This window comes from Butyricimonas sp. RTP31003st1_G1_RTP31003_210430 (assembly GCF_040920905.1).
Lineage (GTDB): Bacteria > Bacteroidota > Bacteroidia > Bacteroidales > Marinifilaceae > Butyricimonas > Butyricimonas paravirosa.
On the sequence record NZ_JBCOSQ010000045.1, the window covers coordinates 13,911 to 28,406 of the forward strand.

The 14,496-nt window shown below is 43.9% G+C and carries 12 protein-coding genes; 1 reads left to right on the forward strand and 11 read right to left on the reverse strand.

The genetic code is table 11. The features are described from left to right. Nucleotides 1-9 precede the first annotated feature (9 nt). Together AB5542_RS14010 and AB5542_RS14015 are read right to left on the reverse strand one after the other, a co-directional pair. The gene (locus AB5542_RS14010; protein WP_087419856.1) at nucleotides 10-792 is read right to left on the reverse strand and encodes an isochorismatase family protein; all 783 of its coding nucleotides are present in this window, start codon (nucleotides 790-792) and stop codon (nucleotides 10-12) included. A 4-nt stretch (nucleotides 793-796) separates the two neighbouring features. Then, entirely contained in the window at nucleotides 797-1,393 is a 597-nt protein-coding gene (locus tag AB5542_RS14015) for a uracil-DNA glycosylase family protein (RefSeq protein WP_279038921.1), read from the reverse strand. A gap of 225 nt (nucleotides 1,394-1,618) precedes the next feature. Here AB5542_RS14015 and AB5542_RS14020 point away from each other — a divergent pair, with 225 nt between their 5' ends. Continuing rightward, nucleotides 1,619-3,022, forward strand: a complete 1,404-nt coding sequence (locus AB5542_RS14020) for an ATP-binding protein (RefSeq protein ID WP_368243133.1) — start codon at nucleotides 1,619-1,621, stop codon at nucleotides 3,020-3,022. Between the two features lie 11 nt (nucleotides 3,023-3,033). Here the strand turns inward: AB5542_RS14020 and AB5542_RS14025 are convergent, their stop codons facing one another. The 9 genes from AB5542_RS14025 to AB5542_RS14065 all read right to left on the reverse strand — a co-directional run bounded on the left by AB5542_RS14025 (nucleotide 3,034) and on the right by AB5542_RS14065 (nucleotide 14,454). Further along, entirely contained in the window at nucleotides 3,034-3,726 is a 693-nt protein-coding gene (locus tag AB5542_RS14025) for an SIMPL domain-containing protein (protein WP_368243134.1), read from the reverse strand. 20 nt (nucleotides 3,727-3,746) lie between these two features. Continuing rightward, nucleotides 3,747-4,322 carry a flavin reductase family protein gene (locus tag AB5542_RS14030; RefSeq protein WP_279038917.1) on the reverse strand — a complete coding sequence of 192 codons (576 nt, stop codon included), beginning with the start codon at nucleotides 4,320-4,322 and terminating at the stop codon, nucleotides 3,747-3,749. Nucleotides 4,323-4,442: 120 nt separating this feature from the next. Then, on the reverse strand, nucleotides 4,443-5,672 hold the full coding sequence (locus AB5542_RS14035) for an IPT/TIG domain-containing protein (RefSeq protein WP_279038915.1): 1,230 nt from the start codon (nucleotides 5,670-5,672) through the stop codon (nucleotides 4,443-4,445). A gap of 92 nt (nucleotides 5,673-5,764) precedes the next feature. Next, nucleotides 5,765-7,039 (reverse strand): thioredoxin family protein, encoded by a 1,275-nt coding sequence (locus AB5542_RS14040; protein WP_279038913.1) that lies wholly within the window; start codon nucleotides 7,037-7,039, stop codon nucleotides 5,765-5,767. Between the two features lie 14 nt (nucleotides 7,040-7,053). After that, on the reverse strand, nucleotides 7,054-7,479 hold the full coding sequence (locus AB5542_RS14045) for a hypothetical protein (RefSeq protein ID WP_229128182.1): 426 nt from the start codon (nucleotides 7,477-7,479) through the stop codon (nucleotides 7,054-7,056). Between the two features lie 4 nt (nucleotides 7,480-7,483). Further along, nucleotides 7,484-8,176 carry a hypothetical protein gene (locus AB5542_RS14050; protein WP_279038911.1) on the reverse strand — a complete coding sequence of 231 codons (693 nt, stop codon included), beginning with the start codon at nucleotides 8,174-8,176 and terminating at the stop codon, nucleotides 7,484-7,486. A gap of 3 nt (nucleotides 8,177-8,179) precedes the next feature. Beyond that, nucleotides 8,180-9,697, reverse strand: coding sequence for a RagB/SusD family nutrient uptake outer membrane protein (locus AB5542_RS14055; RefSeq protein ID WP_270542724.1), 1,518 nt, complete (start codon nucleotides 9,695-9,697; stop codon nucleotides 8,180-8,182). 12 nt (nucleotides 9,698-9,709) lie between these two features. Continuing rightward, the gene (locus tag AB5542_RS14060) at nucleotides 9,710-13,189 is read right to left on the reverse strand and encodes a SusC/RagA family TonB-linked outer membrane protein (RefSeq protein ID WP_270542725.1); all 3,480 of its coding nucleotides are present in this window, start codon (nucleotides 13,187-13,189) and stop codon (nucleotides 9,710-9,712) included. A 95-nt stretch (nucleotides 13,190-13,284) separates the two neighbouring features. Next, nucleotides 13,285-14,454 carry a FecR family protein gene (locus AB5542_RS14065; RefSeq protein ID WP_288215292.1) on the reverse strand — a complete coding sequence of 390 codons (1,170 nt, stop codon included), beginning with the start codon at nucleotides 14,452-14,454 and terminating at the stop codon, nucleotides 13,285-13,287. Between the last annotated feature and the right edge of the window lie 42 nt (nucleotides 14,455-14,496).

Consider the following 14,496-nt stretch of genomic DNA (forward strand, 5'->3'; position numbering starts at 1 on the left):
ACCCCCTTTTTATGAAAACAATAATGATTCCGACGTCTCAAAACGAGCCCCCATCCGGGCGGCCTTCTCGTAAATTGGAATAGCTAAATCCTCGCATCCCGAAATATTACCCATACAATCTTCCAGTATCACCAGTCGCTGAACTACCTCAGGATAATCAAACAACTGCCTCAACGTGTTTGCCACACAGTGACTTTTTGCCTCTCCGGCCAACCAGATCACGTCATACGACTCTAGCTCGTCCTTCAGTTTCATATTAAACTTTGTATCAGCAGCATAATCCAAAGGAATATTTGCCCGAAAAGCACCGAAAAACTCGGTTGAAGGATTCAAGCCCTTCTCCACCACCTCGTAATACTTTCCTTCTCTGGCCCAGCACGTCACGGCCTCCATCAACACGGGGGTTATGGCTGCCCCTTCACTCCCGTACAGACAATGTTCCGGCCAAATCATATGCTTATATTCCTCGTTTTCAATCAATCGACGTAAATAATCAATTACCTCTTCTCTATCCCCGAAAGGAATCCACTCTCCCGACAATACCTCCCACCATGAAATAGTTGTAAAAGGAGCCGGATGCTCTCCCCGCTTGTTCTTCCAATAGAACGGATGAGCGATGTCCATCACGTGATGTTCATCTGCCGTGAGAATAATCTTATCAATAACAGTCATTTTCTCCTTGATCAACCGACTTAACCTCTCCACGTCTTTCTCTGCCCCCGGCACGTAAAGCGAACCCGAAGGCAAACAAAAATCGTTTTGCATATCCACTACCAACAATACTGTCTTCATCTTCTTACAACATTCCTAAATCATGAAACATCACCCGATATTCTGCCGCTTTATCCTCTAAAGGCTTCGGGTAAGCCCGTGAAGACGAAGGCATCCGGTACAACCGTAAAGCCCTCCCTTTATATCCAAAATCACTGAAACCTCCCACTTTAGGAGCCTCAGCCCCGACCAAGGCCAGCAAAGTATCTGTTGCCTTCTGTCCCGTGGTTACAATCGCCTTACATTCGGGAATTCGTTTCAGCACGGCATCCAAATCCACGGGAGTAACAATCTCCAAAAACTGATCGGACGCATTTCCCCGTTGACGAATCACCTCCATCGCCGTGTCAAACAAGGCAACCCCGGTTTCTTCCAAAAAAGCGACTAACCGTTCCCGGCTAAAGGCTTTCTTCCCCTTTTCTAAAAAATAATCTTTATCCCCGAAAAACAACACCCCATATATCCTCCACATATCATTTTGCAGATTCGGGTAATAAAACTCCATAGACCACCTCGCTCTTGGCGGTGGAAAACTTCCCAGCATCAACAACTTGGCATTTGCCGGCAAGAACGGCTCTAACGGATGCTTTTCTACTTCTATATGTTGATTCTTTATCTCCATTACCAACTTCTACGTTTTCTACAACATTTTTGTTAAAAAATGCCTTTCCTCTTTTATATTTTCTACAAAGGTAAAAGAGATTATGAATTTCACAACTCATCACGGAAACAATTATTCCGAGCATTTATTAATGAATTCAATTCATGTATCTCTCCATTTCTATCAATTTTATAACCAACCTCTTAAAATTTAATCTACCTTTGTAAAGTACCAATAAGAAGGAATATGTGTATCAAAAAGCTAATTGGAGAAACCTCTGAATATGAGAAAAAAGAAATGCTTGAAATCAAAAAGCCCAAAAGTTGGCTAAAAAGTGTTTCAGCCTTTGCTAACGGTATCGGTGGAACACTCATATTTGGTATCTCTGATAGCGATACGATTATAGGACTTTCTGATGCAAAGAGGGATGCTGAAATAATTAGTGAACAAATAAAAACAAAGTTAGACCCGATCCCCGAAGTAAATCTACGTTTCCATGCAACTGAAGATGGAAAAGAACTGATAATCCTTCAAGTTGCACAAGGCAAAGAAACGCCTTACTACTACATAGGTGATGGTAATAGACAAACATTTATCAGAATTGGTAATGAAAGTGTTCCGGCAGATCGTTCCTCTATGAAACGATTGGTATTGAAAGGATGCGGAAGTTCTTTCGATAGCATGTTATCACAATATAAATTTCAAAACATGTCTTTCTCAAAAGTACGTTCGGTATATAAACAACGAACAAGTATTGATTTTGAAGATTCCGACTATGCCTCTTGGGGTATCATCGATGAACATGGTGAACTCACTAATGCAGGAGCCTTACTTGCCGATGAAAGTCCGATTAAACATTCTCGAATATTTTGTACCCGCTGGAACGGATTAGATAAAGCTCCTGGCCTCATGGAGGCTATAGATGATAACGAACTTACCGGAGGATTAGTCAACCTATTGCAACAAGCAACTGACTTTGTCAATAAAAACTCCCGAAAAGCATGGATGAAAACGAGTGATGGAAGAATAGAAATGCCAGATTATCCAGAACGCGCAACCCTTGAAACGATCGTAAATGCCTTAATTCATCGAGATTATTTAGAATATGGCAGTGAAGTACATATAGATATGTTTGATGATAGGATGGAAATCTATTCTCCGGGAGGTATGCCTGACGGGACAAAAGTTCAAGAAATTGATTTACTAACGATTCCATCCAAACGCCGTAATCCTATCATTGCAGACATCTTCAATCGCTTAAAATACATGGATAGACGAGGGAGTGGATTCAAAAAAATAATTGAAGATTATAAAACATACGAAAGTTTTAGCAATGGACTCGTTCCACAATTTAAATCTGAAACAAATTCTTTCTTTATCACGCTTTGGAATTTAAATTATCCAGCAACAAAAGATGTCACAAAAGATGTCACAAAAGATGTCACAAAAGATGTCACAAAAGATGTCACAAAAGAACAAAAACAAGTTATTTTACTGATAAAAGAGAACCCGATAATAACAACAAATCAAATAGCCAATCAACTAAACCTATCACAACGTCAAATACTAAGACACATCAAAGAATTAACAACTCTTGGAATCATCAAGCGTGAAGGAGGTCGCAAAACCGGGTTCTGGGTTATCAAATAAATATCAAGACACTATTTATACCACAACTTAAACCGTACCAAAACAGTCCCCTGTAACTTGATCTTCTCAAAATCCACTCCGGCATCGGCACTTCCCCGACCAGCATCAAGAGCCACGTTCGACATATATTGGGCAGCCATCCCTCCCCAATGCTCTTCCCTGATATAAATAGCCTCTTTTATACTCTGACCGATCGCCGCGGCTAAGCCCATTGCTTTTTCCTTTGCCACCTCTATCGCATCCTCCTTAACCTCCCGACGCAATTTCTCAATCTGTGAATGATCCACCCGTTCCACTTCGGCCTCCACGCCACCCATCTGTTCCAATCCCGCAAAAACACGATCTAGCGTATTAACATCATGCAACAACAAAACGTACTCTTTTCTCAACTTCATAGCCCCGCTTTTCAATTTATAGCGATTACCAGCCATATTCCTCACGGCTAAATCCTTCTTCACATCAATCCCTACTTTTTGCAACGTTTGGAACAACTTTTTCTCCTGTTGCTCCAACTCCGTCTTCCCCCTCTGATCCTTTTCCCTCAATATGATTTTCACGTAAATTTCATCCGGAACCACTTCCATCATGGCCGTCCCTGTTACCTCGATATAAGGCTGATCCAAAAAATCGTTTTCTTTACTTTGAGCCATCCCCAAAGCCAATGTTCCTAAAAATAACACGAGCAACAAAACCGTCTTTTTCATCATGCGGTAATTTTAAATGATTATTTCTTTTTCCTTTTCTTCTCCACAGACCACCCGAATTTACCAATTTTTTCTCCCAACTCAAAATATCCACCATGCAGATATACCAAAGGATCAGCATTCGCCAACTCAAACCTCCCGCTATCCTTATCCAGATAACGATCGTCCGCCTGCACGTTCACCACGTCAGCAATGAACACGTGATGTGACCCCAAAGGAATGATCTCCTTCACCCGGCACTCGATCGACACCGGAGACTCCTCAATAATCGGGGCCTTCACCACCTCAGCCTTTCCCGGAGTCAACTTCATCTCTTCAAATTTATTATAATCCTTCCCGGAACGTACCCCACACCAATCCGTGGCATACGCCATATCCTTCGTGGTCAAGTTTATCACGAACTCCCCGTTCTTCTGAATAATCGGGTACGAATATCGTTCCGGCCGCACCGAAATATAACACATCGGTGGATTCGTACACAACGTTCCCACCCATGCCACCGTCAGCACGTTATATTCACTCGGTTCACACCCGCAACTCACCAACACGGCAGGTAAAGGATAAATCATATTTCCCGGTTTCCAGTTATGTTTCATGTCAATCTATTTTATGCAGGCAAAGATAAAGGAAAAGATCAGCTAAAAAAAGACCGGGTTCTCACAAACCCGGCCCATTCACTACTCACTCATACACAAAACAAGTAGCATGGATGAACCTTATTTCTTTATATATACCAAAGCGACACAACCGCTTCCCATCCAAGGATCAAGCACTTTATTCGTTTTCGGGTCAAACGGCAAAATTCCATCACCGTCCTCTCCAAACATTCCGTAAATCAAACCTGTTGTAGGATCGTACACCTGATCGGTGAAATAATCATCTATGGTTGCAACAACCGGATTATTATAATCAATACCTGTCCACTCATATTCTTCTTCAAATTCATGTACCGTGGCTTGAGCGGTAACATCTTCACCTTCATTATTCCTAAACACATAATAGTTCCCATCCGTCTTAACAAAGTAGTAAGATTTCTTCACCTCCCTCGCTGGTCCAGTGATATTATAATAATCATCACCCAACTCACCAGTCATAGGCATATGATACACTTCATTTCCCATATCAAGGCGTAAACTAACAAATATATTTTCTTCTCCATACAAAAATGTGCCACTAGTTGAATAAATTCGTATATACTCTATTCCTAATTGATCGGAGTAAGTATTCACAAGTTCTGCATTTCCATCACGTCCAACAGAATACAAGTTAATATCATAACTTTCCGTGTCATAAGTCAAAGCGTATAACTTTTCCCCATCCGTGGCAATAGAGAAACAACGTCCCGCATCTGCCCAAGCAATCTTTCCACCTTTACCCGCTTTTACATCATAATAACGCAATTCATAGGTACTCTTATCATCCACGAACGTTATAGCTTTGTAGTACACCACGCCATGATTATCCGCAACGATACCATCAAAGTCACTATCCAAAGTAAACACAGCCTTCCCTCTCCTTTGTGCAGTAACATCAATCGGACATACAGAAGTCGTTGTCTCGTCGGCAAACACACCATACAAAGTTGCCTCGACGTCGGGAACTTCAGCAAAAGTTATATCTCCCAACTCGTATGATTTCCCACCTTGCAACAAAATAACTTTACATTTACCGTCCACATCCGCCGATACCTTAAAAGTTATCCCGGCATCAGTAACTTCCACGATCGTGGCATCAATAGCCTCGGCAGCTCCTTCCGGTTTCACCTGTATCTTACAATCTTGGGCGAACCCCTTACCCGCGATAGTCACATTATCCCCGGCAACAGGATTTACCGTCGGCAGTTGTAAATCCGTAATCGGCATCTCGGGCTCCTCCGGATTATCCTTATCATCGGAACAAGCAATAAAACTCGCCAACAAACAAAATAATAACATTAATCTTTTCATAGTCTTTCATTTTTTTCACCTTGTACCCCAAAAGGTTCTGTTAGTGTTAATATTGACAAAGAGGTAGGGTCTGAATAAACCTCTTTCTATAATTATTCTTCTAACTTCCTGACATACTCCTGCACTGCCGCCGACAAACCGGGATTATTAAATTGCAGGGAAATCACGTAAGCTTGGTCATAACATTTCTTCGCATCCTCCTTGCTCCCCGAAGCCTTATAACAATCGCCTAACATTAACAAACAACGCATCTGCGTTTCCGGCTGCAACTTGCTTTTCAGAGCTTCGTTCAACCAACTGATTCCCTGACGAGCCACTTCCGGCGTGATCTTTTCCCCTAGCACCTCGTACAGCGACTCCAACGCCCCGATATAATCTTGGGAACGAATACCCTCACCCAAACCCGCGAAATATTTCTCCATGTACAAACAGTACTTTTCGACATCTTTCTTGTTGTACAAATAATACTCCGCATCCAACAGCAACTTTAAACCGGAATACACGTCCATCTCTCCAAAATTCATTACAGAATCGTACACCACCTTCAAATCCCCCCGCACACGTTCCAACTCCATCTCGTAACTTGTATCTCCTTTTTTCGCCAACTCCTCCATCCGTGAATAACTCAACATAAACAGAAAATTGGAAACCTCGTTTCGATCAATTACCCGTGTATAATCATCAAAATGTGACAACACAAATTCAAACACCTCATCTTTCTTCTCCATCCCCGTATGATACATAGAGAAAATCTTCAAATCATTCGCCGTGATACAATCTTCCAACCGCATTTGTTTCCGGTAATCGGCATACAACTTCTCGATCCGATACTCCCATTTGTCATGATCTTGACCGGACAAGCGAGCGATATATTCCGGGCCCTCCAACAAGATCTCCTGCATCAGTAATTGATTCTTTTTATCCTTCTTTAATTTCTCGTAAAGCTGGTCCACGGGCAACACTTCTTTCAACGCCAACTTGGCAAAACGAAGAAAACCGTTCTTGTCAGTAGCTCCCAATTGCCGCCCCAGCACGTTGCCTTCCGTATCCAAAATCAACATATTCGGATATGCAGCAACTCCGTATCGTTTCACCTCCGGTAAGAAAGCCTTATCCTCAGCATTAATCTGGTAATTAACAAAATACTTGTTAAAATATTCCCCAACCTCATCATCCGGGAATATATTCTTGGACATCAGTTGACAAGGTCCGCACCAAGTGGTGTAAAAATCGACAAACACTTTTTTATTCTCGGCCCTCGCCTGTTTCAAAGCATCCTGAAAAGAGCCTTTGAAAAAACGAATCCCCTCACCTCTTGTCCCGATAGTAAAAACGCATATAATCATTAATAACACAATCTTTCTCATAGCCATTTATTTTACTATTCCACGATAAAAGTGAACACGTCCGGGATTACCTCGGAATATCCTTCATTCGATACCCTCACCGAAACCAAGTAATGCCCCACGGGCACACTTACTTTTAAAGGAAATTCCATCCTTCCGCCTCCCCGGATTTTCAGAAAACTCTTAAACATGGCAGCGTCACCGTCCACGGACGTCACGTCCACGATCTCGAACAGAAGGGGAGCCGTACCATCAACCCCTTGACATTTCGGGGACACCCATGGGGCATTGTTCATCTTCCGGTAAGCATCTTTCAACGGGTCCAATTCCTTGCGAATAATCATCGTGTCAGGAACGTACTGTGCATTACCCATCTCCAAGTACCCCGGCGTGGGGTTGTGACATCCCCACCAAACCAATATCAACCCGATCAAAACAAAATACTTTTTCATCTCTCCCATACTATTAATGATTAACTATTGCCCAATATTTATCCCTGTACATCTCTCCCAAATTATAACTGTACGGTAACGAATGTACCATCCCGTTCGTCGGCCTCACACCAATTGTTGCCGTACCAATTTCCTTGATCTTCTGCCCATCGTTATCAACCGATGCCATATTCACGATAACCGGTCCCATCTCGGGAATATGCATGTAGGGTTCCTGTATCGTCCACAACCACACCCGATTACCCCAACGAGTGGTAAAAACATCACCCCCGCCATCTATCTTTCCTTCCTCATTATAAGTAACTCTCGCAATATCATCACGGGAAACAATCCCTTCTATCACGTGACTCAACACGATTTTCCGGCATATCTCGACCGGTACCCGTTGTATACTTTGGTAACCATGAACCACGTATTCTTTATCCGTGTTTCCCACTCCACCAACCTTATCCCAGACAAACCATTTGCGAATAGTGATATTCGTGGGGCCCAGAAAAGTGAAATCCTCCTTTTCGAACATCTCCCGTAACCCCGCACGATCAATAATCTTCACGATAGAATCCCAATCATAATGATTACTTTGTAAATATTCATACATATTACCCCGGAACTCCTCCCCGCAAACACCCGTATCGATATAGTCGTATTTTGTACCGCAAGCCATAAACACACCTGCCACGACCAGTATAAACAATATCTTTCTCATAACTTATTTCATTTTTGACGCCCAAAACGCATTCTGGATCATTAAATCATTTTGTGAAAAGGCAGTCTGCGGCACAGGCATATAAAGCGCCCCGTCTTTCACGTCATCCACTGACAACTCGCTAAAATTACCCTGCAATTCCGTTTTCCAATACCCATTACGAACCACGTCATAATAACGGTGTCCCTCGTATAATAACTCCTTCTCCCGCTCCCTGAAAATATCATATTTCAAATCCCCGCTATCGTTCTTTGCGGGCCACATCTCGGCTCCCGCCCTCTGGCGAATCACGTTCAAATCAGCCTCCGCTCCCGTCCGGTCATCCATCTTCACCCGGCACTCCGCACGCAACAAGTACATATCCGCCAACCGGAAAATAACCCGATTCACATCCATCCCACTAAGCCAAACTTCCCCTGCAACCGATGAACCATAACGAGCATACCGCCATTTATAGAGATAAGCTAATCCCGCCTCTTGCCATTCCGGATCATCCAACTTATAGAAATAAGCCTCTCGACGGGCATCCCCTACCGGGAACAAGGAATTCACACCCGCTATCGTTATTCCCAAATCCTTACTTTTAATCTTCATCTTTTCCTCCGTCTTCACTACTGGAGCTCCAATCATGGAATAAGCGGGTAAAAAAGTAAAATAAGAACTGATATCCTGATAATTGATTTCCAACTCGAAAATACTTTCCGCACTTTTCCTGTGCATCACCTCGGAACAAACCTCTTCCGGGTTTGCCGCGAGAGTATAAACACCCACCTCATCACGATACTTTTCCTCTATCAACTTGCTCGCCCACTTCTCCGATTCTTTCAAATCTTCCTGACCACCAACCACGTGGGCTTTCCACGCGTACAAGTGAGCCAACAGGGCGGCAGCACTTCCCTTGCACCCGTATTGCTTTGAAGTCAACGCTTTGTTATTCGAATTTTTCAGATTACCGTACTTGGGTAACATATCGTACGCCTGCAATGCAGCATGAATAGCCGTGTCCAAAACGACAGAGGCCGGACTTTTAGCGTATTTATCAATGTAATTGCTCCCCTTCGTGATAACGGCATCTCCCCACATCCGTACGAGATAAAAATAACACAGGGCCTTCACGAATTCTCCCTGACCACAATAAAAACGAACTCGTTCGGGAGCCACATCCTTGGCTTTCTTGTAATTATCAAAAAATAAATCCACGATAGCAAGCGTGTTATAATAAGCTCTCCATTGCTGTTGAGTGGAATGATTCAAAAAATAATCGGTATTCAATCCGCGTATTTTATTCATTTCAGACCCTTGTTTCACGACATCAACCCGGAGTCCAATAAGCTCTTGTTTGGTAACCATGGCCAAGGCCGTCCTCAAATTCCCGTGCATTTGTGTCACCAACGCTTCCAAATCCTGTTCCGTCGCAAAATAATGTTCAAACGTCACCCCGTTCTTCGGTTCCAGATCGAGAAGTGATTCGCAAGACGTGCATAACAGCAAGACCAGTACACTATATAAAAATCTTTTCATAATCAACCTCTTTTAAAAATTTACAGTCAAACCAAAAGTCCATTTCCGCGCCAGAGGATACGTACGGCCATCATCAAACCCTGTCCCGATATTCGTCACCTCGGGATCAAGTCCCGAATAATTTGACAACAGGAACAAATCCTCCCCTGTCACGAAAACTCGGATGCCATCCAACCACAACTTCTTCATGATCCGTTTCGGAAGATTATACCCTATCGTTAATTGTTTCAACCTGCAATAATGCACGTTTTCCAGGGCAGCCGTCGTTTGCCCGGTGATATTGATCAACGTGGAATTACCATATAAACCAAGTGTCTGGTACTTACTCCCGTCACCGGCATACTGCCAGAAATCGGACAACGACACATTCGAAAAAACAGGATAAACCCCCAACCTTCCCTGAAGAGTACTATACTTGAACGAATTCACCATCTTACGCCCAAGCGTGTAAGTCAACAAAACATTCACGTCAAAATTCTTCCACCTGATCTCGTTGACCAATCCTCCGTAAGCCTGTGGCAACGTGGTCCCGGCATAAACCAAATCATCATCCGTGAGTTGTCCGTCACCATTAATATCCGCAATCCTACGCATTCCCTTCGTGAAAAAATACTCTTCGTCTCCCTCCGGTGACAACATTTGCTTTTTACCGGACTGGTCGAACACGTATGGGACATCGGCATCACTCTCGATCATTCCCAAATCCTTGAAAAGATAGATCCCGCTCAACGGTTTACCAATCACCTTCTCTTGAAAATCCCTCCCCGAGTAACTCTTTCGGAAACGATTCCAATTCCGGGATACATTGAACCGTGTACGCCATTTCACTTCCGTGTCCCTCAGTATATCGATTTTTGCATCCAACTCCAACCCCTCGTTTGAAATTGCCATGGTATTTCGCCACTGTACCCCATTAAACCCGTACATGTCTCCGGGCAACACCTCTTTATTTATCAAAGCACGCGTGTACTTGTAATAATAATCTATGGTTAGGTTCAGACGGTAATTAAAAAAATCCATATCCAACCCGAAATCATATTGGTCCGACTCTTCCCATTTCAGCTTCCGGTTTATCACCCCCTCGGGTTGCATCCCCTGTACCCCGTCAAAGATCGTTCCCGGGGACATTAGCCCTTGTGCCAAATACGGGACCGCAAACTGGCTACCGGAACGTCCCCAGCTTGCCCGCACTTTTCCGTAATTCAACCACCATGCCCACTTCATGAAACGCTCGGTTGAAAAGGCCCACCCGACCGCCACGGACGGAAAGGTAGCCCAACGTACATCCGCACCGAACAGCGAAGACCCGTCCCGCCTCACCGTGACTTCCAACAAATACTTCTTGTCATAATTGTAAGCCAATCGACCGAAATAACTCACCATGGCCGTTTCCGAAAAACTGGAACTATAATCTTTCATCGCACGATAGTCATCGACCTTCGGATCGTAAACCAAATCCGGGAACCCACTCCCGACATACTCAATCCGGTCACTCGGCCCGCGTAACCCGTGACCGCCATTACTCCAACTTTTACTACCATCATACGCCAACCCGAACAACAAGTCAAAATTATGTACCTCGTCAAGCGAGAACACGTAACTTAACAAATTCTCGTTGGACAACAACATATCCCGGGCAATATCTCCCGATGATTTACTTTCATTATAACCACTCGCATCCAAATAACTGGGAGTAAATTGATTCTGGTTCGCCTGCGTGTAATCCAACGCCAAGGAAGTCGTGATCGACAATCCTTTTAAAATCTCGTACCCCAATTGCAAGTTAGCTCTTAAACGATAAGAAGTGTTATTTTCAACCTGTCCATTTAGCATCTGCAACATTTTCTTCTCTACCGCTCCACCCTTCAAAAGTAACGAAGAGGTATAATTAGGATCAACCGTGAATCCCTCGTATTTAAAGGCATCTCCCGATGTCGCCCCCCGACTTCTGTCCGTGTATGCCAAATAGAAACGACTATCCACGGTCAACTTCTTCACGGGATTGAAAGAAAGATTCGTCAACAAATTCACGCGTGAAAAGTCACTTCCCGGCATAATCCCCGTTTCCTTGTAATATCCAGCCCCAACCATATACGTCATCCTCTCCGTACCGCCACTCGCCTGAATATTGGCATTCAGAATCTTTCCCGTGCGAAAAATATACTTGTACCAATTCGTGGAATTATTGAAAAAAGGATTCAAAGAATCTTGAATTATATTTTTAGCTTCCAACCCCAAGCCACGATCCCAAAATGCATCATATATCGCCTCGTTATTAGCAGCCTCCTCGTATGAAGTCGGGTATTTGTAATATCCCTTCCCCTTCACCTCGTAGGCTCCTTTTTGTGCCCGCATGACGGCTATGTGATAAAGGCGTTCCGCCCGCCCACCCAACTGTGTCGGGGCCTCCGGCAACACGGACGCCGAATAGGACAGGTTCACGGAAAACTTTCCCTCACCTGCACGTCCTTTTTTCGTGGTAATCAAAATCACCCCGTTCGCAGCACGTGAACCGTAAATGGCTGCCGAAGCGGCATCCTTCAACACTTCCACCGACTCAATCGTCGAGGGATCAATTTCCGCTATCGTGTTCGTTCCCGTCACCGGGGAAGTAAACGAATGAACGGGAACCCCGTCTATCACGTATAACGGAGAACCATCACCACCGCCCGCTTCATCCAACCACAAGGAATTATACCCGCGTACCGCCACGTTCGTACCCCCGCCACCGGGAGAACCCGACTGGATATTCACCCCGACTCCCGACATTCGTCCTTGTAGCAAAGTTTCCAAACTCGCCGCCGGAATCTCTTTTATATCATCCGCCTTGATCGACGACACGGAAGTTATCAACTCCCGTTTCTTTCTCGACCCGTAAGCAATAACGGTCACTTGATCCAAGTCGGAAACCTCTTCTTCCAATTTCACGATCATATCTTTATCGGGAGTAATGGCTACTTTCTTTGCCTTAAAACCGATAAACGAGAAAACCAAATTCCCCTTGGGCTTGTCAACCACAAGTGTAAAAGCCCCGTCAACAGCCGTAGCGGTCCCTATCGAAGTGCTATCCAAACGTACCGTCACGCCAATCATAGGTTCTCCTTTCACGTCCACCACCACACCTTTTAATACATATTTTTTAACCGTACTATCGGCTTGTTTAGGCCTGATAACCACCATAATTCCATCTACCCTGTAAGTAAATGGCATATCCTTCAATACTATATCTAATATTTCCAGTACTTTTTTATTCTTCACATCCACACTCACCTTTTTCCCCTTCACGTCATCGTAATTGAACATGAATTTGTACACATCTGCCTTCTCCAACTCTTTGAACACGGAAGATAACTCTTGATTCACGAACTTAAAAGAAACTTTATTCTCCTGCGAGAAACCGGAAAAACCCAGTAATATAAAAAACACCCACAATACCATCCCACGCCACCTTTGTCCCGGTCTTAAACAAAACAATTTTCGCTTTCTTTTCATGATTTTATCTATTTTAGTATTTCAAATATGACATACAATATCCTGTTTGAGAAAATATTTTTCTCAAAACCCCTATATTTCAAAACATTAATTTTCTATCTACAAACTACTATACAATTACCCTGATCCTCTATCTTCAATTTTTTCATCTCATTCAAATGCTCCAGAACTTTCCGGAATGTATCTTTCCGATCCGCCCAAAACTGAAAACGTAACTCTTTCAATTCTAAATCTTCATAAATTACCGTGAAATTATACCAGCGTCCCAATTCTGTCAAAATATCCTCCAACCGCTCGTTATCATAGTAAAAGTACCCTTCTTTCCAAGAAATAAACTTCATCACATCCACTTTCGACACCCTCACTTTCCCCTGACTATACAAGGCGTTTTCGTTCGGTTTCAGTAATATCTCCCTTGAATCTTCCGGAACTTTCACGGCCACCCGCCCGTTCACCAAAGTAACATTCACCTTGTCTGTCAGGTAAGCCTGCACGTTAAACTCCGTTCCCAGAACACGGGTTTGCAAACCCCGTGTTTTCACGATAAACGGACGCTTTTCATCCCGAACCACTTGAAAATAAGCCTCCCCGGACAATTCCACCACCCGCCTCTCATCCTCGAAAGTAACCGGATAACGAAACTCCGTTTCCGAATTTAACCACACTTTCGTCCCGTCATCCAGAATCACGAAATATTCCCCGCCACGAGGCACTTTCAGCGTGTGTAACTCTTCCGATTTCCCCATTAATTGCCGCGGTGTATAAACCAGTCCTCCCAAAGAATCCGTGGACAACACTTTAAACGTTTGTGGCAAACGTTGCATCAACAAAGCCTCATTCTCCCGGTTCAAACGAATCTCCTCCCCATCATTTAAAACAAGCGTTACCCCTCCATGCTCAACATCCTCCCCTCCCGGTACCACCATCACCAAAGGCACCTCCTCTTTCGGAGACGAATGGTTCCACAGCCAGCTCACCGAAATAAGCACCCCGATACAAGCCGTCATCGCTGCAATCCGGTAAACCCATAACATCCTCTTCCGAGAAAGTCTCCGACTCAATTTTGCCCATTCCAAGTTCACGTCAGGTCGTTGTCTGTCAACAGCCCTCAAACTTCCCTCCCGCACCCGACGCAATTCTTCCAAAAGTCGACGATGTCTTTCATCCCGCAACCACACCCGCATCTCCTCATCATCGATCATTTCCGGATGATTCAGCACTCGAACGGCAAAGTCAATATCTACATAGTTATACTTTCGTTCCATTTTACCCTATTCATATATCCTATACACGTAGACCCCGGTAAA

Coding starts and splice junctions, on each gene's coding strand:
- AB5542_RS14035 (WP_279038915.1), bottom strand. CDS start 5,672: ATGAAAAGATTAATGTTATTATTTTGTTTGTTGGCGAGTTTTATTGCT.
- AB5542_RS14020 (WP_368243133.1), top strand. CDS start 1,619: ATGTGTATCAAAAAGCTAATTGGAGAAACCTCTGAATATGAGAAAAAA.
- AB5542_RS14060 (WP_270542725.1), bottom strand. CDS start 13,189: ATGAAAAGAAAGCGAAAATTGTTTTGTTTAAGACCGGGACAAAGGTGG.
- AB5542_RS14030 (WP_279038917.1), bottom strand. CDS start 4,322: ATGAAACATAACTGGAAACCGGGAAATATGATTTATCCTTTACCTGCC.
- AB5542_RS14040 (WP_279038913.1), bottom strand. CDS start 7,039: ATGAGAAAGATTGTGTTATTAATGATTATATGCGTTTTTACTATCGGG.
- AB5542_RS14015 (WP_279038921.1), bottom strand. CDS start 1,393: ATGGAGATAAAGAATCAACATATAGAAGTAGAAAAGCATCCGTTAGAG.
- AB5542_RS14025 (WP_368243134.1), bottom strand. CDS start 3,726: ATGAAAAAGACGGTTTTGTTGCTCGTGTTATTTTTAGGAACATTGGCT.
- AB5542_RS14065 (WP_288215292.1), bottom strand. CDS start 14,454: ATGGAACGAAAGTATAACTATGTAGATATTGACTTTGCCGTTCGAGTG.
- AB5542_RS14045 (WP_229128182.1), bottom strand. CDS start 7,479: ATGGGAGAGATGAAAAAGTATTTTGTTTTGATCGGGTTGATATTGGTT.
- AB5542_RS14055 (WP_270542724.1), bottom strand. CDS start 9,697: ATGAAAAGATTTTTATATAGTGTACTGGTCTTGCTGTTATGCACGTCT.
- AB5542_RS14010 (WP_087419856.1), bottom strand. CDS start 792: ATGAAGACAGTATTGTTGGTAGTGGATATGCAAAACGATTTTTGTTTG.
- AB5542_RS14050 (WP_279038911.1), bottom strand. CDS start 8,176: ATGAGAAAGATATTGTTTATACTGGTCGTGGCAGGTGTGTTTATGGCT.